Source organism: Paenibacillus sp. RU5M, from assembly GCF_900221055.1.
Taxonomy (GTDB): Bacteria; Bacillota; Bacilli; order Paenibacillales; family Paenibacillaceae; genus Paenibacillus; species Paenibacillus marchantiae.
In genome coordinates, this window is the sequence record NZ_OBQM01000014.1 from 91768 (window position 1) to 115520 (window position 23753).

Sequence of the window (23753 nt, forward strand, 5' to 3'; positions counted from 1 at the left end):
GCTCATCCATGTTTAACCTGATGAATCGTAACCGGATCAAGGACCCGCTCGGTGACCGTATCTTCATGACATTCAACTATATCTTTCTGTTCGCCATACTTCTAACAGTGTTTTACCCGCTCTTGTATATCATCAGTTCTTCGTTCAGCTCCTCGCGTGCCGTTACATCCGGTCAGGTGTGGCTGTTCCCGGTAGACTTTAACATCAAGGCCTATATCTCCATTTTCAAAAGCCAGCAGCTCATGCTCGGTTTCTACAACACGATCATCTATACCGTTGTAGGCACATTTATCAATGTGGCCCTTACGGTCATGCTCGCATATCCGCTATCGCGCAAGTCGTTTTACGGACGGGGAGCCATCATTATTTTCATGATGATCACGATGTTCTTTGATGGCGGTCTGATTCCAACCTATCTCTTAATGAAAGATCTTCATCTGCTGGATACACGCTGGGCGATGTGGCTGCCAGGGGCGCTCGCGGTGTTTCAGGTTATCGTAGCGAGGACCTTCTTCCAGTCTTCCATCCCGGAAGAACTGGGGGAGGCGGCGGAAATGGACGGATGCCGGGATATCCGGTATTTGATCAGCGTAGTTCTTCCGTTATCGAAGCCGATTCTGGCGGTCATGACCCTGATGTATGCGGTGGGCCACTGGAATGCGTACTTTGATGCCCTAATCTATCTTCGTTCCGAGAAGCTGTTCCCGCTCCAATATGTGCTGCGCAATCTGCTAATTCTAAACGCCGCAGACCCGGCAATGTTGGCCAATACGAGCCAGCAGATGAGAGATCAGGGGTTCGAGCAGGTCCTGAAATACGCACTGATCGTAGTTGCCAGCATTCCTATTCTCATCATGTACCCGTTTGTGCAGAAGCATTTTGTTAAAGGGGTTATGGTTGGCTCGCTCAAAGGATGATCTTTGTAATCTGTGTCCGTTACGTCACTTGAAAGGAGGTGGGGGAACACTCCGGCTTCCGGGATAAGGTTTAACACGAGTACGTAATCAGAATGTTATGCCGTTTTCAACAAAAAGGAGGAGTCAGATTGAAAAAATCTTGGATTTCGATGTTGTTTCTGGTCTTTGCTTCGATGGCTTTGTTGTCCGCATGTGGTTCATCCGAGGATGCGGGTACAGGGAGCGGCGGTAGCGGGGAGAGCGGTGGCCCGGTAACGATGACCTTCTTTGCCCCACAAGGTAAAGCGTCCATGGAAGAAAATGAGTTCACCAAATTTATCGAAGACAAGTTCGATGTTACCCTGAAATGGGATCTGGCCCCGACGGACGCTCTGCAAGACCGCAGACAGTTGCTGCTGGCGAGTGGGGATTATCCCGAAGTGTTCCTCCATGGCAAGTTCACGACCTCAGACCTTCAAACATACGGAAAACAGGGCGTGTTCCTCCCGCTGCAGGATCTGATCAAGCAGTACGGTCCGAACCTGTCCAAGATGATGGAGGAGAAGCCGTACTTCAAAGAAGCGGTAACTGCGCCGGATGGCAACATCTACGCTCTGCCGATTTTCAATGAATGTTACCACTGTACGTACGCTCAGAAATACTGGATTAACACCGAGTGGCTGGACAATCTGGGTCTCAAAATGCCTACCACGACAGAAGAACTCTACACGGTTCTGAAGGCGTTCAAGGAACAAGACCCGAATGGCAACGGCAAAGCCGATGAGATTCCACTCACCGGTGCACCCAACAAGTACGTATGGAATGGCAACATCGATGCCTATTTAATGAACAGCTTTATCTATAATGACAACGATAAATATTTGATTGTGAATGATGGAAAGGTTGATTTTGCAGCGAATAAGGAAGAGTGGAAAAAAGGGCTGGAGTACATGCACAAGTTGTATGCAGAAGGCCTGATTGATCCGGCTTCCTTCACACAGAACGATCAGGCAATCGGGCAGTTGGGTAACAAGGAAGGCGATGAAGTGGTCGGCTCCATTACGACAGCGCTGGTCAGCTACCTTGTGAACACGTATGACAAAGATATCACCCGCCACCAGCACTGGGACATCGTGCCTCCGCTGAAAGGGCCGGATGGCGTGCAGACGACAGGTGCTACGCAAAGCGTAGGTGAGTTCGAGTTTGCCATCACCAATAAAGCGACCGAAGCACAACAGATCGCTGCGATCAAAATTGTAGATTATATGTTCAGTGAAGAAGGCGCTTTATATGCAGAGTACGGGCCGACCGAAGGCAAAGGCTGGAAGAAGGCGGATGCCGATGAGAAAAACATCAATGGTGAGCCTGCCAAATACAGCTACTACAACCTGCCTGAGCGTGACCCAAATGTTGTAGTCAACGAGAGTTGGTCACAGATCGGAGCACATGACTTGTCCAATACGTTCCGGAATCTTTTTGCAGAAGGTCAGAACCCACTGGAAGCGGAGGGTTACGGTACACGTCTAGCGCAAGCAACCAATGTATATGAACCTTATGCGCCAAAAGAAGTCTATCCTGCGAACGTATTTATCCGTCCTGAAGATACAGAAACCGCTGCGCAGCTCACGACAGCCGTCAAGGATTACGTGATGACCAATATGGCTCAATTCATTATCGGCAGCAAGAGCATCGATAAGGAATGGGACGCGTACGTGAAAGGTTTTGATGGTCTGGGACTCAGCAATTACCTTGAGATTTACCAGCGTGCGATTGAGAAGAATCAATAAAGCTTGATGGATTCATGAATGAGGCTGTCCCGATGCCAACACAGGAATCGGGACGGTCTTCTCCTTTTGACAACCCCACTTCATCCGATATAATTTACTGAATATTTATGGAAAATTAGCGACCAGATTGGCGTGGTTGTCATTCCAGCTTATGCAAAATGCTCATGCGTATAAACAGTGGTGGGGGGCCTCGGAGATGAACAACAGTTGGTTTAGACGTTTGCTGCTATCGTATTTGCCTGTTTTTTTTATCGTGACCACAATCCTGTTTATCATTTTCTTTCAGGTATTCAATGAACAGAACCGGAGAGAAGCACTCAAGGCCAATGAATTTCTGGCGTCACAGGTAACGCAATATTTGGACAATTCACTACGTTCCATCGACTTCAAGGTGCTGCGTGATATTTTGACCAATCCCAACCTGAAAAATTATTATTCGGTAACCGGAAGCGAGGATGTGTATGCCGAAATTCAAGCAGTCCAGGTTATTGATGAATTAAAAATAGAGTATCCGCTGATTGATTCCATATATCTGGTGAGATACAACGACGATACGGTATTCAGCAACGGCAAGGCAGTGCCGATTGAGGAATTCCCGGATGCAGCGTTTATTAAAGACAGTCGTGCTGCGGCAACGCAAAAGTGGGTGGGGGCGAGATCCTTTAAGGCATTCCTGACAGAGGAAGGAAAACAGGTCATTACACTCATTCGCGGTGTCGGAAACGGCACGGGTCTTGTGGTTGTTAACGTCGATCTGCCGACCTTGCAGAAATCCATCATGCAGATGTATGACCCTGAATTCACCTTCGTGAATATCTTCAATCGCTCGGGTGGCAATCTGTGGGACGGAGGAATTCAGGATGGAATTACGGCGGTTTCTCCCAAAACAGACTCAGGTGAAGTATTCTCCGAGTTTACATCCAGCTACAGCGGCTGGAAGGTACAGACGGGACTGAATAATGGCAAGATCGTCAAATTTGCCCTGAAATTTTATAATATCTGGTTTGTTTTTGCCGTTGCTGTTGTCCTGATTGGTGTGGTGTGGGTGATCTATGTGACACGTAGAAATTACAAGCCCATCCAGCAGATTGTCACGTTGATTGAGACGGTGGCTTGGCAGAAACAGCCAGGGGCGGGTTATACGAAGGATAACGAGTTCCGTTTTATCCAGACTACGCTGGAGCAAATGATTGATCAAACTAAGCAATATCAGGAGGAGCATGAAGAGAACCTGATTTTGCAGAAGAAATACTTCTTTCAGGAGCTGCTTGAGGGTACGCGGGACTTTACCGGTAGTGAACTTACAGCGGAGATGAGCAGGTTCAAGCTCCCGCAGTTAGAGGATCGATGGGCTGTAATGGTGGTGGAGATTGATCAGTATTCCCGGTTCATGGAGGAGTACCACAATCAGGATCAATCCCTTCTGAAATTCGTGTTATCCAGCATTCTGCAGGAGAGTGCAAGGCACGAGGGCACCGAAGTGTGGGCAGAGTGGATATCGGATCAGCGTCTGTATGCCATACTCTGGATTCCTGAAATGGAGAAAGGTGAGGAGACCGAGCAGAGACTGCTCTCCGGTTATCTTGACAGGGTTGGGCAGTATTTGAACTTCACCGTAACCATCGGTATTGGAAGAGTCGCAGTGGATGTCCGTGGTCTGAGAGCTTCGCTGAAGGAGGCGGTGCATGCCTTGGAATACAAGGCTGTGCTCGGCATGAATCGGATCATTCCATGCGGGGAGGTACCGAACTCAACCAATGATGTGTATGAGTTCCTGAAGACGATCTCTTTGCTGGTGCAGGCGATGCGACTCTCGGAAGATGTGTGGGAGAAGCATTTTGACCGCTTGTTCGAACAGATCCATGAATCCGTGCTCTCCCGCCAGGAGATTATGAATACGGTCCAATTGCTGTTCCAGCACTATAACCGGGAGTTCGCAGAACTTCCACGAGAGTATCAGGAGCGATGGGCATCTGTATTTACACCACTTCTTCCTAGGTTGGAAGGTTGGGAGACGTTGGATGATTTACGTGCGCTGTGCTGGGAAGGTTTCCGTGAGCTGGCTGATGAGATGCAGACGCTTCATTGCTCCAGAAAACATCGATCTCATATTCTTGAAATTCGCAAGTATATTGAACAGAACTACAACAACCCCGAGCTGTCGCTGAATTATCTAAGTGATCTATTTGATATCAATCCCAAATATTTAAGCAAGCTGTTTAAGGACGAAATTGGTGAGAAGTTCGTGGATCTTCTGATTAGTCACCGTATTGAGAAGGCGAAGCAGCTCATGCTGGAGACGGATAAGGCCATTCAGGAGATCAGTGAGGAAGTTGGGTATACGAATTACAATTCCTTCAATCGGGCGTTCAAGAATGTGGTGGGTGTAGCGCCTAGCGACTACCGAAAAGCCATGTGAGCCCATGCACCAGACTAAGCCGAACTCATAAGGAGAATGTGCATATGGACTATAAAGATGCTTCACTTCCCGTTCAGGAGCGGACCCAAGATCTGCTCGGGCGGATGACCACGGAGGAGAAGATAGGGCAGCTGATCCAGCCGATGGGGTGGAAGACTTATGTTAAGGAAGCAGATAGTACGGTTCAGGTTACAGATGAGTTTAAAAAGGACATCGCAGAGGGCGGGATGGGGTCGTTGTATGGAGCACTTCGTGCTGATCCCTGGACGGAAGTGACGCTGGAGACTGGCCTAACGCCTAGGCAGGGAGCTGTTGCCACCAATGAAATTCAGCGGTATGCCATGGAGAACTCCCGGCTGGGAATTCCCATATTGTTCGGGGAAGAGTGTTCTCACGGGCATATGGCCATTGGGGCAACCGTATTCCCGGTGCCGTTAGCAGTAGGAAGTGCTTGGAACACGGAATTGTACCGCAAGATGTGTGAAGCGATTGCTATGGAGACTCGGAGCCAGGGAGGAGCGGCAACATATTCGCCTGTGCTTGATGTAGTACGGGACCCGAGATGGGGACGGACGGAGGAATGTTTTGCCGAAGATCCATACCTGATCGGTGAACTGGCGGTTGAAGCGATAAAAGGTTTACAGGGTGACCGGCTCGATTCTAATCGGACGATTGTGGCGACACTCAAACATTTTGCAGCCTATGGCAGCTCGGAGGGTGGGCGCAATGCTGCTCCGGTGCATATGGGACTGCGAGAGCTGCACGAGGTGGATCTGCTGCCGTTCAAGAAAGCAGTGGAAGCCGGAGCATGTTCTGTCATGACAGCGTATAACGAGATTGATGGTGTGCCTTGTACGTCGAGTTCGTATCTGCTGAATGATCTCCTGCGCGAGCAATGGGGTTTTGACGGATTTGTCATTACTGACTTTGGTGCAATTCAGATGCTCGTCAATGGACACAACACCGCGGAGAACGGGGAGCAGGCCGTCGCTCAGTCGCTTAAGGCAGGGGTGGATATGGAAATGTCCGGGTACATGTACGGTAAGCATCTCAGGCAGGCCCTGTCGCAAGGATTAATTGAAGAGCAGGATCTGGATACAGCGGTAAGGCGGGTGCTGGAGATGAAGTTCAGACTGGGCTTATTCGAACAACCTTTCGTTGATCCTGACTTTGCAGAGCAGGTGATCGGATGTGAAGAACATATTCAGCTGGCGAGAAAAGTCGCGCAAGAGGGAATCATTTTACTCAAAAATGAAGACAACACCCTTCCGCTCGGTAAAACAGGTACAAAACTGGCGGTCATTGGCCCAAATGCGAACCACGTCTACAACCAGCTTGGCGACTACACCTCGCCGCAGCCGAGAGGACAGATCGTTACGGTGCTGGATGGGATTACGCGCAAGCTTGGTGCTGACACCGGAAAGGTGCTGTACGCACCAGGCTGCCGGATCAAAGGGGATTCCAGAGAGGGCTTTGCGCAAGCGCTCGCCTGTGCTGAAGAAGCAGACACCATCATTATGGTGATGGGAGGGTCAAGTAGCCGGGATTTTGGCGAAGGGACCATTGATCTGCGGACGGGGGCATCCGTTGTTACGGATGATCCATGGAACGATATGGAGTGCGGCGAGGGGATAGACCGCTCGTCTCTGAACCTGATGGGGGTTCAATTGGAACTGGTGCAGGAAGTACATAGGCTGGGGAAACCGGTTATTGTCGTTTATATTAACGGACGGCCGATTGCCGAACCATGGATTGATGAGCATGCCCATGCCATTGTGGAAGCGTGGTACCCCGGGCAGGAGGGGGGCAACGCCATTGCGGATATTCTGTTCGGTGATGTGAATCCATCTGGTCGTCTTACCGTCTCCATTCCCAAGCATGTAGGTCAGCTTCCGGTCAGCTACAATGCCAAACGCACACGGGGCAAGCGATATCTGGAGACTGATTTGTTACCACAATATCCATTTGGCTTTGGGCTGAGTTATACAGAATTTAAGTACGAGAATGTAAGAGTTGTGCCGGAAGTGATCGGACCAGACGATGAAGCCGAGGTGCAGGTAGAGGTCACCAATACGGGAGTAGTTGCGGGAAATGAGGTGGTGCAGCTGTATATTACGGATGTGTCGGCTTCGGTCACCCGAGCCGAAATTTCGCTGAAGGGATTCCGTAAAATTCATCTGGAGCCGGGACAGACCCGGACGGTGACGTTCCCTGTGCAAAAAGAACATCTGGAGCTGATCGACTCCCGTCTTCAGCCTGTTGTGGAGCCCGGTGAATTCAAGCTGATGGTTGGCAGCAGCTCCAGAGACTGGACTGCTTGTAGTTTACACATCCAGAAGGTGGGGGTGGAGGTATGATTCGAATTCAGCGATTCATTCAGGATCTGGCTCAGCAGCAATGGACGGATACCATTGAACTTCTAGAGTGGCAGATGCAGAAAGCCAAGTATATCCGTCCTGGCGAATACGAGTATGAACAGGAGAATGCGGCTGTTCAAAGCTTGAATCCGCTCCATAGCAACCATGGAACGACTTATTTTCTGAGCAAAACCGTAGAGATTCCGGCCCATTGGGAGGAAGATGTGGTCGGATTGATCTTCGAGGCCGGGGGTGAAGGGCTACTGAAGGTGAATGGCACACCTTATAACGGACTGGACCGCAATCATGGGTATGTACCGTTGCCGAAGAGCCGAGTGGGAACTACGCCTTTGCTGGAGATCGAGCTATATGATCCCATACCGGAACCACATGACCCCTTGAATCGACAGGCGGTCATTCAGCCGCCAATTCAGGGCATCCGAGCCGCTTTGGTTCGTGTTAATTCGCCTTTACAGAGTCTAATGTATAGCATTACGGTACTTGCAGAATCACTCAGAGCATTGCCGGAGAAAGACTTAAAGCGCACCCGTCTTATCCGGGATATTCATCAGGTGATGGATAAGATGTACAACGAGCCGGAGCGCTGGAGTGAAGCGGCATGGGTACAGCATTGGGAAGAATGGCTCGCACAGTCGGTGCAGGAGGAAGACCCGGAAGAGTACCGGGACGGATTCATGCATCTGGTTGGGCAGTCCCATATCGATATTGCTTGGCTGTGGCCTGTGCGTGAGACCGTGCGCAAGTCCAGCCGCACCTTCTCCACGATGTGTACTTTGATGGATGAGTATCCGGAGTTCGTGTATTCGCAGAGTCAACCACAGCTGTATGCATTCGTGAAAGAGCACTTTCCAGAGCTGTACGAACGAATCAAAGCCCGAATTGCAGAAGGCCGCTGGGAACTAGTTGGTGGCATGTGGGTAGAGCCTGATCTGAACATTCCGAGTGGCGAGTCGCTGGTGCGGCAGATCTTATACGGGCAGAACTTTTATCAGGAGGAGTTCGGCAAGCGTTCAAACATCGAGTGGCTTCCTGACACGTTTGGCTACTGTGCTTCGCTGCCACAACTGCTCAAGCTGGCTGATATTCCTTATTTTATGACCACTAAGCTCAATTGGAATGATACCAACGTTTTCCCGTATGATCTGTTCCACTGGGTGGGCATTGACGGCACCTCGGTGCTTGCGTATCTCAATCATGGAGTGAATGAACATACCCGGCCCAAGGATGTCGATGAGCACTGGCAATCCTACAAGCAGAAGGATGTACACCCCGAGCAAATGCTGCTGTATGGGCATGGCGATGGTGGAGGCGGGGTAACGAATGAAATGGTTGCGTTCGCAGAGCGATCCCATTTCATGGTTGGGCAGCCCATTAGCAATTTTAGTACAGCAGGTGCGTTCTTCGAAGAAATTTCGACCAATAACCCTAAGCTGCCAAAATGGCATGGCGACTTATATCTGGAACTGCACCGTGGAACCTATACAACTCATGCGCGCAACAAACGGAGCAATCGCAAAGCGGAGGTGTTGTATCGGGAAGCGGAAATCTGGGGGCAGTTTGCCGGAGTTGAAGCAGCGCAGGCGAAAAGTGATCTGGATGAAGGCTGGAAGCTGATCATGCTGAATCAATTCCATGATATTATCCCGGGCACGTCCATTCCCGAAGTATACGTAACATCTATGGAGGAGTATACGAAGGTATTCGCTCTGGGGACATCGGCTATGGAAGGTACCTTTGGCCGTATTGAGGACCGCATTGCGACAGATGGCTTCGACGGTCTGCCCTATGTTGTATTTAATAGCCTAGGCTGGGAGCGGGGAGAAGTCATTACGATTACAGGCGACGAGAAACTGAGCGGTTTAGCAGCGTTTGACCATCAGGGTAATCGTCTGCCGAGTGACCTTGAGGCAAATGGAAACGTGCTGACTTTGTCAGTCTATGTCCCATCCATTCCGGCCTTTGGGTATGCCACGATATGGCTACGCCAGGCACCGGATGCCAATCTTTCTACATTGAAGCAGGATGAATCTTTCCCTTCTGTCTGGGAAACGGACTTTTACAGGCTTGAATTTAACGATGTAGGAGAGGTCACCAGATGGTATGACAAATCCATGCAACGGGAGTGGCTGAAGTCGGGCGATAAAGCGAATGAGTTACAGTTTTTCCATGACAGGCCAACGTATTGGGATGCTTGGGATATTGATCCGCGGTTTGAATCGCAGCGAGCAGGAGTGGCAGAGCTGATCTCCAAAGAAGTAGTACAGCGTGGAGTAACGCAGGATATCCTTCGGTTTCACTGGAAGTTAAACGAGTCTGAGATTTACCAGGATATCATTCTATATCATCATCAACGACGTGTTGATTTCAAGACAAAGGTGAACTGGGCGGAGAGCCATAAGCTGCTTAAAGTGGCTTTTCCCGTTGATTTGGTATCAGCGAAAGCTGCCTATGAAATCCCGTTTGGTGCGCTGGAGCGCCCTACTCATAACAACACCAGTTGGGAGCAAGCCCAGTTTGAAGTGTGTGGTCACCGCTGGGCGGATATCTCCGAGGGCAACAGTGGTGTAAGCCTGCTGAACGATTGTAAATATGGATATGACATCAAGGATCAGATGATCCGTCTTTCCCTGCTCCGTGCTCCTAAATGGCCGGATGAACATGCTGACCAGGGTGAGCATGAATTCACGTATTCCCTGCTGCCGCATCAGGGAGATTGGCGGGAAGCGGGTGTGGTACGACGTGCGATGGAACTGAACCACCCGGTTCGGGTTGTTGCAAGTGAACGACACTCTGGCACATTGCCAGCAGAGCACAGCTGGGTTCATTTCCATAGTGAACATGTCATTCTGGATACGATTAAGGCTTCCGAAGACGGTACGGGAACGGTACTTCGTTTCTATGAGTCATCTGGTGGAAGAGAAACGGTTGAGATTCAATGGGCTGACGCGCGTATACAGACGTCTGTAGTCAATCTGTTGGAGGATGATATTAGACCACTAGCTTGTCATGAAGGGAAGTTTGAGCTGACGTTCAAGCCATATGAAATTCAAACCGTGAAGCTGGTCTCAGCAGATTAGTCTCAAGAAACCGGATAAGAAATGATCGGAGAAAAAGGAGTGACCGGGTAGGGGTCGAAAATTGTATAGAGCATTCCGTCCATCATGAAGGCTCACCAGGAATGAAAAATCAAATACCGAATTAACGGGAGGGTATGGCATGAAATTAACAAACAAGATTGGCGTTATCGTGGATAGCTTCGGTGTAGGTGTACGTGAAGGATTAAGCAAAGCGAAGGATGTAGGTGCAGAAGGCGTACAGATCTATGCAGTCCATGGAGAGATGGACCCCGAGAACCTCTCTCCGGTGGCCCGCAAGGAGTTAAGAAGTTATATCGATTCTCTTGGTCTTGAAATTTCTGCCTTGGTTGGCGATTTGGGCGGCCACGGGTTCCAGGTCAAGGAAGATAATCCGTGGAAAGTAGAGAAGTCCAAGCGCATCGTGGATCTTGCTCTAGATCTAGGTACGAATATCGTCACAACACATATCGGTATTGTTCCGCACGATCCTTCCTCCGAAGTGTATGCCACACTGCATGCCGCATGTGAGGAACTGGGCCAATACGCCAAAAGCGCAGGAGCCTACTTCGCGATTGAGACGGGACCGGAAACGGCTGCAGACCTGAAAGGGTTTCTGGATACCCTGTCGACTAACGGGGTTTCGGTGAATTTTGATCCGGCGAACATGGTGATGGTTACCGGAGATGACCCTACACGAGGTGTTCATCTGCTGAAGGATTATATTGTGCATACCCATGTGAAAGATGGTGTGCGCCTGAAGGAAGTAGACCCGAGGGACGTATACGGTGCAGTGGGATATGCGCCTATGGATCATGAGAAAATTGCCGAAATGGTCTCTTCCGGAACGTTCTTCCGTGAGGTACCGCTGGGCGAGGGCAGTGTGGATTTTGACGCATACTTTGCAGCCCTTCGGGATATTGGCTACAAAGGTTATCTGACGATTGAACGCGAGGTAGGCGACCAGCCGGAACAGGACATTCGCAAAGCGGTTAAATTTATCCAACAATACCGATAGGGAGCTGAGCAGATGAAAGTGGGCCTGAGTACGTATAGCTTGTTGAACGATCTGAATTCAGGTGAAATGACGGTTCTGGATATCATCGACTGGATTGCTGCAAATGGTGGCGAGCATATGGAGATGGTTCCGTATGGTTACACCGTGGAGGACAATCCTGATCTCGCCGACGCCATTCGGGAGCGAGCTGCTTCTGCGGGTATTGAGCTGTCCAACTATTCGATGCCTGCGAATTTCGTGCAGGAGACGGAAGAAGCTTTTGAAGAAGAGATAGCTCGGGTCAAAAGACATGTCGATGTTGTACACCGGATGGGTGTAAAGCATATGCGTCATGACGTAACGGCGTTTACGTTGCCTAAGGAGAAAATGACCATTGCATGGTTTGAGGAAAATTTGCCGCTGATGGTGAAGGGAAGCCAGATCATTGCTGATTATGCTGCACAGTTTGGCATTACAACGACCATTGAGAATCACGGCTTCAGTGTGCAGGCCAGTGACCGTGTGCAGCGTGTGCTTCATGCCGTAGATCGTCCCAACTTTAAAACGACACTCGATATCGGCAACTTCATGTGCGTGGACGAGAATCCGATTATCGGGGTCATGAAAAATCTGCCGTACGCTTCTCTGGTCCACTTCAAGGACTTTTATTTCCGCCCTTATGATGAGCATCCCGGCGAAGGGGAATGGTTCACTACCGCTTACGGTAACTTCCTGCGCGGTGCTATTGTGGGGCAAGGGGATATTCCAATTCGCAAAATTGTGAGGCTGATTAAAGACTCAGGTTATGATGGTAACATTACGATTGAGTTTGAGGGCATGGAGGAATGCAAATCTGCTTCCAAAATCGCCATGAGCAACCTGCGCCGCTTCTGGGAAGAGGCTTAAGGCAATCATTTAGTTTTAAATCGTGGGGCCACTTTAAGGAAGTGGCTCTTTTTGCACTTCTTATGTTGGGAAATATACGCGAGGAATGGGTAACGTAAGCGAACTGATCAAGTCGTCAGATCCCTCTCCATTCCCCGCATTAATTCAGTTCGAGGTATTTAGCCGCGAAGCCTAAAACACTAACATTAATTGGTTCTACATAAGGATTAAGTTACGATCATCACAAGTATGGTATAATAGATCTATTCAGCCTGGAAAATGACTGGCTATGGATAGGGGAGATCACTGATCTATGCAGGTATTCGAGGACTGGAACCAGAAAGTGAAGAAAACGTTTAATGCTACGAATCCCGAGGTTGTATTGACGGTATCTGAAGCAGGGAGTTTGCTCGGTCTGACCAAAGATCAGATGAAACTTTATGTAGACAAGAATAAACTAACTAAGGTCCCGATCATGAGAAGTGTTCACCGATACCTCTTGTTGAAAAGTGAAATAGATAGCATCGTAAAAACGCGCTAACCTCATAGGATCGACCGCAGCCATTTTACCGATAGGATTCGGGAGAGTGGTTTTTTTTTGGAGAAAGGAGGAACAGACCATGCTGAGCAAACTCTCGAGAGGGCTATACCATTGGGTGAATTGGAAATGGGTGGTGGCTTCGGTTGTTATTTTTGCATGCTTTATTGCATTCATTCTTCCCTGGCAGGCGGCGAAGTCGGAAGAAGTAACAGGAAGTGGAGAATCACCGGATACATCCTTCCTGTATTCGGCAAATGATCTCTACCAGATGGCTGATCAATATGGCGAAGAAGGGCGGAGCGCTTATATCCAGGCACGTTTTACATTTGATCTCGTCTGGCCGATCGTTTATCTGTTCCTGTTGTTGGTTTTGTTGTCTATTCTGTATCGAGTGATTCCGCCAGAGAATCGCTGGCGAAGGCTTAATTTGCTTCCAGTTGGAGGATGGGCCTTAGATATGCTTGAAAATGCAGGGGCCTCCTTGACGATGTATCGTTATCCTGTACATACTCCCGTGGTAGCGGAGTTGACCCCGATTTTTACTCTGCTGAAATGGTGTCTCATCTCTACCAGTTTTGCTGCGCTGGTACCGGGTATTATCCTAACAATCTTTCATTTCGCTCGCACAAACCGGGGATAAAATAAGGAATACAGGACAATCCTACCACTGGATGATTTTTGTGCCCCAGTCTGCTGGAAGTTGAATGAATAGTGGTCAGAGCCCCTTTGGAGAGGGGAATTTGTTCAGAGGAGCTTGTGGAAATACCTTCTTGTCAGTGGACAACTTATTCGTATATACTCTTGTCGCAAGTGGCAGGAATGGTTCAATTACATGATATCAAGGAGATGAAGCACGAATGGCGATTAGCTTGAATGTTTATCTTGTAACGGATGGTAACGGACGTGAAGCAATAGAATTTTATAAAAAGGCATTTGGAGCGGAAGTGCTGGCTCTCCAAACATTTGGCGATGGTCCTTCCAACCCAGACCACCCCGTTCCTCCCGAAGCGAAAGACCGCATCATGCATGCTTCTTTGCAGATTGGCAGTTCTGTACTGATGTTATCCGATACATTCCCTGGCATGCCTTATATTGTGGGTAATCATGTGAATGTCACGGTGAACACGGATACTGCGGATGAAGCCAAAGAAATTTTCAACCAGCTGCAAGACGGTGGCGAAGTGAAAATGCCGATCCAGGAAACATTTTGGAGTCCAGCCTACGGCACGGTTATCGATAAATTTGGCGTTCAGTTCCAGATCAGCTGTGCAGCAGCCAACCATCAGTAAAATGTAAGCTAGTGTCTCTGACATAAAAGATAAAACTACAAAACCTCCAGGACATGAGTAACGTGTCTGGAGGTTTTTTTGTGACTCCTGCAAGGAGTGTGTATACTTGCTAATCTGAAAATTAGACTTCTTTCTGAATCTTGGAAGGATTGTTGATTTTGTAGGGAACAGGGTTCTTGGTCAGCTTTTTCTTGATAATCTTTGCTTCAAAAGTAAGCACATCGCCAACCTCAAGCTCCTGCTTCTTGATCGTGGCACTGTGGCTGGACCAGGCTTCGCCAACGTCAATAACTTCGGGCTCGGTGATCGTAAGAGCTTCATAGATAATGACTTCATCATCATTGTCGGAGAAATGGTTCGGCACGGTCGTAAATTCCTTCACAACAGCGGACATTTTCACTTTACCCTCCGGCAATTCAATCTTAAGCGATTTAGCTTTACCTGCGGTTTTTGCCTTTAGTTTAGCAGCACTGCTTGTTGCGTTAGCGGGTCCAACATACTCTTCCACCAGACCATCAGGGTCGCCTTTTAGCTCGGAGGAGGTATCATCGTTATCCGTGTCCACATCCAGTTCGGAATCAAAGTCACTCATACCGGATGGAATCTTATCCGAATAGGAAGCAGTAACAGGATCTTGTGCAGCATCAGAGCTAGGGAGCTCTTCTAAGTTGGTTGTAGCGACTGGTTCATTAGATTTGTCCTTTGCCGTACCCGCTCCAACCGGACTTTTTACATTATAGCTGGACGCCTGCATTTCTTTCAGATAAGACGGATGAATGCAGTGTTTCTGGTTATTGTCCAATTGAATGACTGCTGCCATATGATCGACAAAGCCAATGATGGTGCAAGGCATATTCAGCCCATTCCCTTTATAATAGAACGTTTTGACCTTTGTTGCTTTTTCCGAAAGCAAGCCCCATTCCTGGCACTTCTCAATCAACTCGTCCTCGTTCTCCAAAGCGGTATAATACTGCGGTTCGATCATAAAAGCATATGCCATAACGAATTTCCGCCTTTCCAATCATATCTTCATGTTCATCGTTGCCAAATTACACTCAGTGTATCACAAAAGTGGACTCTTCGATGAGGAATATAAAAAGCGCCTGCGTAGGCGCCTATGGTATAATTTTGGTAGACAACGGGTGGGTATTACCGTAATGAAGTCATAAACAAAAACCCACCGTTAAACAGGTTGACCGCCTGCGGTGGGATTTGCTCTGCATCTGAACAGACGTGCGCCGTGAGAGGATTTCACCTCTCCATATTGTCTATTCTTATGTTATCATAGCCATTTTATACAGGCAAATGAGTGACTGTTCCTACATTAAAATTAATATTTTTTTATGAATATCTTCAAGGAGGATGATCTCCATGGACAAAAAAGTGAATCCTCAAACTCTTTGGCTTGGGGTGGGTATTGCCATTGGAACGAGTATTGGTGTGGCAACAAACCAGATCACTCTGGGGGTTGCCTTTGGTGTGGCAATGGGCGTCGTGGTTGGATCTGTCGTTAGCAAACGTGCAGGCTCGGGGCTGGATGATATGCTGAGTGAACATGTCAAGGAATTGTATAAGCAGGAGGAATGGGAAGAGGTACTTGAGCGGTCGCAGGATCATCCGGTGCTGCTTCTGAAACACAGTACAACTTGTCCAGTCAGTGCGAGAGCATACAGGGAGTTTATGGCCTTTGTGGGCTCGAATGCATCAGATCCCGGGCAGAAGATGGAGTACCGGATCGTCAAAGTCATCGAAAGCCGCTCGCTTTCCCGCCGCATTGCGGAAGATACCGAGGTTCACCATGAATCGCCGCAAGTCCTGCTGCTGGACGGCGGCCAAGTTATTCAACATACGTCACACGGGAAAATTACCCGGAAGAGACTGCTGCAATGGGCCCAGAATCCGTTTGGATAAAGGGCACCCAACATACATAGACCCGCTTCCTTCAGCTAATCGCTGAGTGGAACGGGTCTTTTTTACGCTTTTTTTACACCCTGGAGGGTATTTCTTTACCCCCTTTTTACAGCGTTTCGTATTACGATTTCATATGTAGAAGGTTGCAAGAACGGTAGAGAGAGGGAGGGGAGCACATGGTGAATGATGCCACGATAATTGGGCTGGTCGTGCTGTTGTTTGTGGTGTTCTGGGGCTTTGTGAAATTTTGTGAGAAAGCATGAATGCATAGGGCATGAAAGGGGAGAAGCCGTATGATCGTCATCGGCATGATTGTGCTCGCACTGGTAGTCTATCTTGGTTACGTGCTAGTGAGGCCGGAGAAGTTCTGATGGTCGCTTGGGGCACGAAACCAGAAGCACTCGGATCGTCGATTTTAGGGAGGAAATGCGGATATGAGTAGCGGTTTATTACAAGTGGCGGTGACGCTGCTGATCATCATACTATTGGTGAAGCCAGTAGGGAGTTATCTGGTGAAGGTGTTTGACGGCAAACGAACAGGATTGGATCGGATATTTGGCGGGCCTGAGCGATTGCTGTATCGATTGATGGGGGTGAAGGAGAACGAGTCGATGGGTTGGAAAAAGTACCTGTCAGCCGTGCTCATTTCGAACTTCATCATGCTTTTATTGATGTTTCTGGTGCTGCGGCTGCAAAAGTATTTGCCACTCAACCCGGATGGCATTGGTAATATGCCTGCGGCGCAGGCCTTTAATACAGCTGCATCGTTCATGACCAACACGAACTGGCAGTCTTACACGGGCGAGAACGCCCTGTCGTATCTGTCACAGATGCTGGCCGTGACGTTTCCAATGTTCACCTCAGCCGCGACCGGCTTCGCGGTCGCTATTGCCTTCATTCGCGGCCTGGTGGGCCGACGGGATGAACTGGGGAACTTCTACGTCGACGTGGTACGGTCGATTACGAGAATCTTTTTGCCGCTGAGCTTCATTGTGGCGTTGTTCCTCGTATTCCAGGGTGTGCCGCAGACACTGGCGGGAGCGGTGAACGCAACCACACTGGATGGGGCACAGCAGACGATTAGCCGCGGGCTGGTCGCTTCGCTGGAGTCGATCAAACACTTGGGTACCAATGGTGGAGGCTGGTTCGGAACCAATGCAGCGCATCCATTTGAGAACCCCACGGCTTTGTCGAACCTGGTGCATATCGTCTGCATGATGCTGCTTCCTACTGCGCTGGTTTATGCCTTCGGCATCATGGTGAACAACCGGAAGCAGGGCTGGACGCTGTTTGCGGCTATGAGTTTACTTTTCCTCGTGATGCTGACCACGGTATTTGTTTCGGAATATCGCGGTGTGCCAGCGCTGGATGCGGTGGGAATCCAAGGTAATATGGAAGGCAAGGAAGTCAGGTTTGGGGTATCCGAATCGGCGCTTTTCACAGCGGTGACTACAGCAGCCACAACCGGGTCGGTGAACAATATGCATGAGTCGCTTACCCCGCTTGGTGGCATGGTTGCACTGGCCGAGATGATGCTCAACAACGTATTCGGCGGTAAAGGGGTAGGTTTGCTCAACGGATTGCTCTATGTGATTCTGGCTGTGTTTATCTGTGGGCTGATGGTTGGGCGGACCCCTGAATTTCTGGGCAAAAAAATTGAGGGTAAGGAAGTGAAGCTCGCGTCTATCGCGCTGCTTGTTCATCCTTTGATTATTCTGGCTCCGACCGCGCTGGCGCTTATGCGCCCTGAATCTGTCGCTTCAATTTCGAATTCAGGCATGCATGGTCTGACCGAAGTGTTATATGCCTTTGCATCCGGAGCTGCCAATAATGGATCGGCGTTTGCCGGACTGAATGCCAATACGGACTTTTACAACATCGCTATTGGTGTGGTAATGCTGCTTGGAAGATACATTTCCATGATCGCGATGCTCGCCATTGCCGGATCACTGGCCACCAAACGGGTTGTTCCCGTAACAACGGGTACATTGCGTACGCACACGCCTCTTTTTGCAGGTATTCTGGTGATGATGATTGTGGTAGTTGGGGCGTTGACGTTCTTCCCATCACTGGCGCTTGGACCAATCGCAGAACATCTGGCGATGATCCGATGATGAACGGCACGGTGATCGGATATGGGAATAGGAGCAAGGACGTAAAGTGCGGAGGTGGATTATCACAATGAATGTAGTAGAACGAAAGAAGGAGCAGACGGTGGAAGGATTAGACAGAGGCACGATCAGAACCCAGGGTAAAGGCACGAGAGGTACGGGCACGGATCCCGGTACGCCCAAAAGAAGCAAAACATTAAGTCGGGATATTCTGCTTCAGGCATCTCTGGATGCCTTCAAGAAGCTGAACCCGGTCGTCATGATCAAAAATCCGGTGATGTTTATCGTCGAAGTCGGTACACTCATCACATTGCTGTTATGTATCAATCCAGATCTATTTGTTGCATCCGAGGCAGGGCGAGGGTACAACATCGCGGTGTTTCTCATCCTGTTGTTCACGTTGCTGTTTGCCAACTTTGCTGAAGCACTGGCAGAGGGACGGGGTAAAGCTCAGGCAGATACGCTACGGAAGACGAAATCGGACACGACTGCAAAGCTGGTACAGAAAGATGGGACCATTAAGCAAGTGTCTTCGACCCAGTTGAAAAAAGGAGATATCGTCCGTGTAGAAGCAGGCGAACTGATTCCCACGGACGGTGAGATTATTGAAGGGCTGGCCTCTATCGACGAGTCCGCTATTACCGGGGAATCGGCTCCCGTAATCAAGGAGGCGGGCGGTGACTTTTCCTCCGTTACAGGAGGCACGCGGGTTACTTCTGACTATATCGTGATGCGTGTGCAGACCGATCCGGGGGAGTCGTTCCTCGACCGAATGATCTCACTCGTTGAAGGCGCACAGCGCCAGAAAACGCCGAATGAAATTGCGCTGACAACACTGCTCGCCGTGTTGACCCTGATATTCCTGATTGTCATCATGACCATGGTGCCAATGGCGAACTATTTGGGCATCCGGCTCGATCTGGCTACCCTTATCGCATTGCTTGTCTGTCTGATTCCGACGACGATCGGCGGGTTGTTATCCGCGATCGGTATTGCCGGGATGGACCGTGTCACGCAGTTCAACGTACTCGCCATGTCGGGTAAAGCGGTGGAAGCGGCAGGGGATATTGATACGCTGATTCTGGATAAAACCGGAACTATTACGTACGGCAACCGCATGGCCTCGGAGTTTATTCCTGTTCAGGGCGTATCTGCACAGGAGATGACTCGGGCTGCGCTGCAAGCTTCCGTAGTCGATGAGACACCGGAGGGGCGCTCGGTTGTTGAATTGGCTGGCAAGCAGGGTGAGAACTGGGCGGAGACAGAATATGCAGATGCAGAACATGTGAACTTCACTGCAGAAACTCGCATGTCGGGTCTGAATCTAAGCGGTGGGAAGCAAATTCGCAAAGGTGCGGTGGATGCGATCAAACGCCATATTTCCTCCCGTGGAGGACGGATACCCGGCGATTTGGACGATATAGCTAACCGAATTGCAAAAGCTGGGGGTACACCGCTTGCTGTTGCGATTGATGACCAGATTTATGGTGTGATCTATCTGAAAGATACAGTGAAACCAGGGCTAAAAGAGAAGTTTGCTGAGATGCGAGCCATGGGCATCAAGACGATCATGTGTACAGGGGATAATCCCCTGACGGCGGCGACCATTGCGCTGGAAGCGGGCGTGGATGATTTTATTGCCGAGGCCAAGCCGGAAGACAAGATTACCGCGATCAAAAAAGAGCAGCAGGAGGGCAAGCTCGTCGCCATGACCGGCGACGGCACCAACGATGCTCCTGCTCTGGCGCAGGCCGATGTCGGCCTCGCGATGAATTCGGGCACCATGGCGGCCAAGGAAGCGGCCAACATGATCGATCTGGATTCCGACCCGACCAAGCTGTTGTCGGTGGTCTCCATTGGCAAGCAGCTGCTTATTACCCGCGGCGCACTGACGACCTTTTCGATATCCAATGATATTGCCAAGTATTTCGCCATCATTCCGGCCATGTTTATTCTAGCCATGCCGCAGCTTCAGGCACTCAATATTATGAATCTCGCTTCACCGCAGTCCGCAATTTTGTCAGCGCTGATCTTCAACGCCATCATTATCCCACTGCTAATCCCAATCGCCATGCGGGGTGTGAAATATCGGGCTATGTCCGCGGAGCGGCTGCTTGGACGAAATGTGTTCATCTATGGTGTGGGCGGTGTAATTGTTCCGTTTATCGGTATTAAGCTGATTGATCTGGTACTGTCGGGGCTTATTTAACTAAGTATTTAAAAAGAAGCCTTGATTTACACGACAACGAAGAGTGCAGAACCAATCTGAAGAAACGAAGTGTTCGCCTTTATCCCCGGATTTTATCCCTTGGAAAAGGGAATCAAAAAAAATCTGGGGATAACAGCGATCGTAGGATGGTGCTGCAATCGGAGTGAACCAGTGTAACACGTATAGGTTGAGTTTTTACAATAACAAATCAGGATGTGATTCATATGAAACAGGTACTGCCCGCCATTCGGTTGTCTGTCGTACTTATGCTAATTTGCGGTATTATCTACCCGCTTGTTACAACCGGAGTGGCGCAGCTGCTCTTCTCAAATCAGGCGAACGGCAGTCTGATCACACAAGGCGGGAAAACCATCGGTTCGTCTCTGCTGGCGCAGGAAGTAAAATCGCCGGGGCTGTTCCAGCCCCGGGCATCGAACGCTAATTATGATGGAACTGCTTCGGCAGGTTCCAATCGCGCCGTGGCCTCGGAGGCGTATATTGTTGAAATGAAGGAAAAGGTGGCTCAGCTCAAGCAAGAGAATCCGGGCTTGCAGCAAATTCCTGCAGATCTCGTGACAGGTTCCGGTTCCGGTCTTGATCCGGATCTGTCACCGGAAGCAGCAAAAGCACAGATTCCCCGGATTAGCCAGGCAACGGGCCTTGGTGAGCAAGAGCTTGCCAAGATCGTGGAGGAACATACACAAGGGCGCCAGCTAGGCATTTTCGGTGAGCCGCGTGTGAATGTGACCGCTCTGAATCAAGCGTTGACGGCTGAGCTAAAATAACAGGCATCGTGTTGGGTAGATCCACGGGGAATACAACTTCCCTCGGTTGTTCGTATCAGGCCTTCTTCCGAGCTTCGGAAGGGGCTTTCTCCATTTTAAGTAAAGGTTATGTTGGGGGAGTGAACAGGATGGAAGACAGCTTCAAGCGGAAGTCCCCGGAAGACATCTTGAAGATGATCACGAAGCTGCAGCAGGGCACCTTGAAGATATATATCGGTCCGGTCAGCGGTTCGGGCAAAACGTATCATATGCTTAGGGAAGGAAACACATTACGCCACCAGGGGATCGATGTGGTCATCTGCGCTGTGTCGACCATGCAAAGACCGGAGACCGTGGAGCAGCTTGGCGAGTTGGAGCGGATTCCAAGCATTCACTGGTCTCGCTGGAAGGATGGCATGGAGATGAAGGACCTGAATCTGGATGCTCTGCTGGCACGTAATCCGGAGGTCGTGCTCGTTGATGGGCTTGCTCATAGAAATCGAAAAGGGGCACGTCATGCAACCCGACTGGAAGACATTCGGTATTTGCTGCGACACAACATCAGTGTCATTACAACGGTGAATGTATATGAACTGGAGGGATATACGGAGCTTGCACGCCAGCTAACGGGAATTGCAGCAGAGCATACTGTACCTGCCGATACCCTTGAACTGGCCGATGAAGTGAAATTGATCGATGTAACCCCGGAAACCGTATTAAGCCGTCTTGCGGAGGGACACCTTCGGGGACATGAAGGTGAAGCGGTGTTTCGGCATGGCAATTTGGGCATTTTGCGTGAACTGGCTCTTCGACTTGTTGCGGAAGGGGTCAACGAATCACTGCGTGAGCACCGGGAAGAGATGGGAATTACGGTTACGACAGGCATCATGGAAAGCATTTTGGTATCCACCCAATATCACTGGAACGGGTCCATCTATATTCGGCGCGGACAGCAGATTGCGAAGAGATTAAACGGGGATCTGCATGCCGTGACCTTTCGCAATATGAAGCAGCCGCTAACCAAGGAAGCTACTGTTTTTCGTCGAAACATGATTAAACTGGTGGAGAAATTCGGGGGACAGTTTGAGGAATTGCCTGTATTACACCGCCGTAACATTCCATCTACGCTTGCACGCTACGCAGTCCAGCATCAGATTACCCGTATTGTTATGGGACACTCACGGCACAGTCGCTGGCAGGAGCTGTGGCGGGGATCATTTGTTAATTCATTGCTGCGCAGAGTGCGGGGTGTCGATCTGTTTCTGCTTGCCGATCGGGCACAGCATGAGGGCGAGCGGGTACTTCCGACCCGATTGTCGGATACAGAGACGCCAACATATCGCAGGTTAAGTGAGCAGGAGATGAAGGCACAGATTGGTCAGATTCGGCGTGGTAAGTTCAAGGTATACATCGGTGCTGCGCCAGGTGTAGGAAAAACCTATATGATGCTCCGGGAAGGCAATGATCTGCTCCGCAAAGGCATCGACGTACGGATTGGTCTGCTGGAGACACATAATCGGGCGGAGACGGTGGAACAGATCGGCCAGTTATCCATCATTCCACGAGAGCAGCGGGTGTACCAAGGGGTGCAGCTCGAGGAAATGGACACTGATACCATTCTTCGTCTATGTCCTGAAGTGGTATTGGTGGATGAACTCGCGCATACGAATGTCCCGGGAAGCTTGCGGCAAAAGCGTTACGAAGATGTGCAGATCCTGTTGGATGCGGGCATCTCTGTCATCACTACCGTGAATGTGCAGCATCTGGAAAGTCTGAACGATGCGGTGGAACATATTACGGGAATTCGAGTCCGAGAGACCGTGCCGGATCAGATTTTACAAATGGCAGATGAGGTCCAACTTATCGATGTTGCCCCCCAAGCCTTGCGGCAACGCATGCGGGAGGGTAAAATCTATGCAGCAGCCAAGGTGGAACAAGCGCTTGGTCATTTTTTTCGCATTGGTAATCTGATTGCCTTACGGGAACTTGCCCTGCGGGAATTGGCCGATGATGTGGATGAACGCCTCGAATCACAGGAGCGCAAAAGTGCACTTCGCGGTCCCTGGCGCAGACAGGAGGCGGTCTTTGTCTGTGTAAGCAGTGATGAGCATGCGGAGCGGCTGATTCGCCGCGGATTTCGTACAGCCTACCGGTTAAAGGCGGTCTGGCATGTGCACTATGTTCATGTAGGTGAAGTCATGAGTGATGAAGTGAAATGCCAGTTGGAGGAGCTGGAACAGCTGACCGTTCGACTGGGCGGCAAATTTCATATTCATCATAGCCAGAGGCTGAGAGATGTGGCTGGTATTTTGGCGGGTAAAGCTTCTGAAGAAAAAGCAACGCAGTTGGTGGTTGGTCAAGCGAGACGAGTCTGGTGGCTGAATGGCTATCGTGGAAAGGGAACGGTGGTCAGCAGGCTGGTGCGGTTATCCAGACATATGGACGTATTGATCGTTGCGGACTACGATTATGATCTGAGCGGGATGTGAGAT

At 49.8% G+C, this 23753-nt stretch carries 17 protein-coding genes; 16 read left to right on the forward strand and 1 reads right to left on the reverse strand.

Features of this window, described 5'->3' with window-relative positions; genetic code table 11:
• Window positions 1-8: 8 nt before the first annotated feature.
• From CRO25_RS28695 to CRO25_RS28740, 10 genes are all read left to right on the forward strand, one after another.
• The gene (locus CRO25_RS28695; protein ID WP_256863774.1) at window positions 9-917 is read left to right on the forward strand and encodes a carbohydrate ABC transporter permease; all 909 of its coding nucleotides are present in this window, start codon (window positions 9-11) and stop codon (window positions 915-917) included.
• Window positions 918-1045: 128 nt separating this feature from the next.
• Window positions 1046-2683: an extracellular solute-binding protein gene (locus tag CRO25_RS28700; RefSeq protein ID WP_079697284.1), complete on the forward strand. Its 1638-nt coding sequence runs from the start codon at window positions 1046-1048 to the stop codon at window positions 2681-2683.
• Between the two features lie 196 nt (window positions 2684-2879).
• Window positions 2880-5102: a helix-turn-helix domain-containing protein gene (locus CRO25_RS28705; protein WP_179132285.1), complete on the forward strand. Its 2223-nt coding sequence runs from the start codon at window positions 2880-2882 to the stop codon at window positions 5100-5102.
• Between the two features lie 44 nt (window positions 5103-5146).
• On the forward strand, window positions 5147-7459 hold the full coding sequence (locus CRO25_RS28710; protein WP_079697286.1) for a glycoside hydrolase family 3 N-terminal domain-containing protein: 2313 nt from the start codon (window positions 5147-5149) through the stop codon (window positions 7457-7459).
• Window positions 7456-10557, forward strand: coding sequence for an alpha-mannosidase (locus tag CRO25_RS28715; protein ID WP_079697287.1), 3102 nt, complete (start codon window positions 7456-7458; stop codon window positions 10555-10557). The genes CRO25_RS28710 and CRO25_RS28715 overlap by 4 nt, the downstream gene beginning before the upstream one ends.
• 139 nt (window positions 10558-10696) lie before the next feature.
• Window positions 10697-11572 carry a sugar phosphate isomerase/epimerase gene (locus tag CRO25_RS28720; protein WP_079697288.1) on the forward strand — a complete coding sequence of 292 codons (876 nt, stop codon included), beginning with the start codon at window positions 10697-10699 and terminating at the stop codon, window positions 11570-11572.
• A gap of 12 nt (window positions 11573-11584) precedes the next feature.
• Window positions 11585-12457 carry a sugar phosphate isomerase/epimerase gene (locus CRO25_RS28725; RefSeq protein WP_063566455.1) on the forward strand — a complete coding sequence of 291 codons (873 nt, stop codon included), beginning with the start codon at window positions 11585-11587 and terminating at the stop codon, window positions 12455-12457.
• Window positions 12458-12749: 292 nt separating this feature from the next.
• Window positions 12750-12977, forward strand: a complete 228-nt coding sequence (locus CRO25_RS28730) for a hypothetical protein (protein WP_053782996.1) — start codon at window positions 12750-12752, stop codon at window positions 12975-12977.
• Between the two features lie 79 nt (window positions 12978-13056).
• Window positions 13057-13617, forward strand: a complete 561-nt coding sequence (locus tag CRO25_RS28735) for a hypothetical protein (protein ID WP_079697289.1) — start codon at window positions 13057-13059, stop codon at window positions 13615-13617.
• Between the two features lie 217 nt (window positions 13618-13834).
• Window positions 13835-14266, forward strand: coding sequence for a VOC family protein (locus CRO25_RS28740; protein WP_079697290.1), 432 nt, complete (start codon window positions 13835-13837; stop codon window positions 14264-14266).
• Window positions 14267-14387: 121 nt separating this feature from the next.
• Here CRO25_RS28740 and CRO25_RS28745 read toward each other — a convergent pair whose 3' ends face one another.
• Window positions 14388-15266 carry a hypothetical protein gene (locus tag CRO25_RS28745; protein WP_079697291.1) on the reverse strand — a complete coding sequence of 293 codons (879 nt, stop codon included), beginning with the start codon at window positions 15264-15266 and terminating at the stop codon, window positions 14388-14390.
• Between the two features lie 371 nt (window positions 15267-15637).
• Here CRO25_RS28745 and ytxJ point away from each other — a divergent pair, with 371 nt between their 5' ends.
• The 6 genes from ytxJ (at window position 15638) to CRO25_RS28775 (ending at window position 23750) form a co-directional block, all read left to right on the forward strand.
• Complete coding sequence (gene ytxJ / locus CRO25_RS28750) at window positions 15638-16177, forward strand: bacillithiol system redox-active protein YtxJ (RefSeq protein ID WP_179132286.1); 540 nt, start codon at window positions 15638-15640, stop codon at window positions 16175-16177.
• 308 nt (window positions 16178-16485) lie between these two features.
• Complete coding sequence (locus tag CRO25_RS28755; RefSeq protein WP_231952816.1) at window positions 16486-16548, forward strand: potassium-transporting ATPase subunit F; 63 nt, start codon at window positions 16486-16488, stop codon at window positions 16546-16548.
• Window positions 16549-16611: 63 nt separating this feature from the next.
• Complete coding sequence (gene kdpA / locus CRO25_RS28760; protein WP_063566450.1) at window positions 16612-18291, forward strand: potassium-transporting ATPase subunit KdpA; 1680 nt, start codon at window positions 16612-16614, stop codon at window positions 18289-18291.
• 67 nt (window positions 18292-18358) lie between these two features.
• Window positions 18359-20497 (forward strand): potassium-transporting ATPase subunit KdpB, encoded by a 2139-nt coding sequence (gene kdpB, locus CRO25_RS28765; protein ID WP_256863775.1) that lies wholly within the window; start codon window positions 18359-18361, stop codon window positions 20495-20497.
• Window positions 20498-20721: 224 nt separating this feature from the next.
• Window positions 20722-21282 carry a potassium-transporting ATPase subunit KdpC gene (kdpC, locus tag CRO25_RS28770; RefSeq protein ID WP_063566449.1) on the forward strand — a complete coding sequence of 187 codons (561 nt, stop codon included), beginning with the start codon at window positions 20722-20724 and terminating at the stop codon, window positions 21280-21282.
• Window positions 21283-21410: 128 nt separating this feature from the next.
• Window positions 21411-23750 carry a histidine kinase gene (locus CRO25_RS28775; protein WP_079697293.1) on the forward strand — a complete coding sequence of 780 codons (2340 nt, stop codon included), beginning with the start codon at window positions 21411-21413 and terminating at the stop codon, window positions 23748-23750.
• The last annotated feature ends 3 nt before the right edge of the window (window positions 23751-23753 follow it).

Coding starts and splice junctions, on each gene's coding strand:
- CRO25_RS28695 (WP_256863774.1), top strand. CDS start 9: ATGTTTAACCTGATGAATCGTAACCGGATCAAGGACCCGCTCGGTGAC.
- CRO25_RS28705 (WP_179132285.1), top strand. CDS start 2,880: ATGAACAACAGTTGGTTTAGACGTTTGCTGCTATCGTATTTGCCTGTT.
- CRO25_RS28710 (WP_079697286.1), top strand. CDS start 5,147: ATGGACTATAAAGATGCTTCACTTCCCGTTCAGGAGCGGACCCAAGAT.
- CRO25_RS28715 (WP_079697287.1), top strand. CDS start 7,456: ATGATTCGAATTCAGCGATTCATTCAGGATCTGGCTCAGCAGCAATGG.
- CRO25_RS28720 (WP_079697288.1), top strand. CDS start 10,697: ATGAAATTAACAAACAAGATTGGCGTTATCGTGGATAGCTTCGGTGTA.
- CRO25_RS28725 (WP_063566455.1), top strand. CDS start 11,585: ATGAAAGTGGGCCTGAGTACGTATAGCTTGTTGAACGATCTGAATTCA.
- CRO25_RS28730 (WP_053782996.1), top strand. CDS start 12,750: ATGCAGGTATTCGAGGACTGGAACCAGAAAGTGAAGAAAACGTTTAAT.
- CRO25_RS28735 (WP_079697289.1), top strand. CDS start 13,057: ATGCTGAGCAAACTCTCGAGAGGGCTATACCATTGGGTGAATTGGAAA.
- CRO25_RS28740 (WP_079697290.1), top strand. CDS start 13,835: ATGGCGATTAGCTTGAATGTTTATCTTGTAACGGATGGTAACGGACGT.
- CRO25_RS28745 (WP_079697291.1), bottom strand. CDS start 15,266: ATGGCATATGCTTTTATGATCGAACCGCAGTATTATACCGCTTTGGAG.
- ytxJ (WP_179132286.1), top strand. CDS start 15,638: ATGGACAAAAAAGTGAATCCTCAAACTCTTTGGCTTGGGGTGGGTATT.
- kdpA (WP_063566450.1), top strand. CDS start 16,612: ATGAGTAGCGGTTTATTACAAGTGGCGGTGACGCTGCTGATCATCATA.
- kdpB (WP_256863775.1), top strand. CDS start 18,359: ATGAATGTAGTAGAACGAAAGAAGGAGCAGACGGTGGAAGGATTAGAC.
- kdpC (WP_063566449.1), top strand. CDS start 20,722: ATGAAACAGGTACTGCCCGCCATTCGGTTGTCTGTCGTACTTATGCTA.
- CRO25_RS28775 (WP_079697293.1), top strand. CDS start 21,411: ATGGAAGACAGCTTCAAGCGGAAGTCCCCGGAAGACATCTTGAAGATG.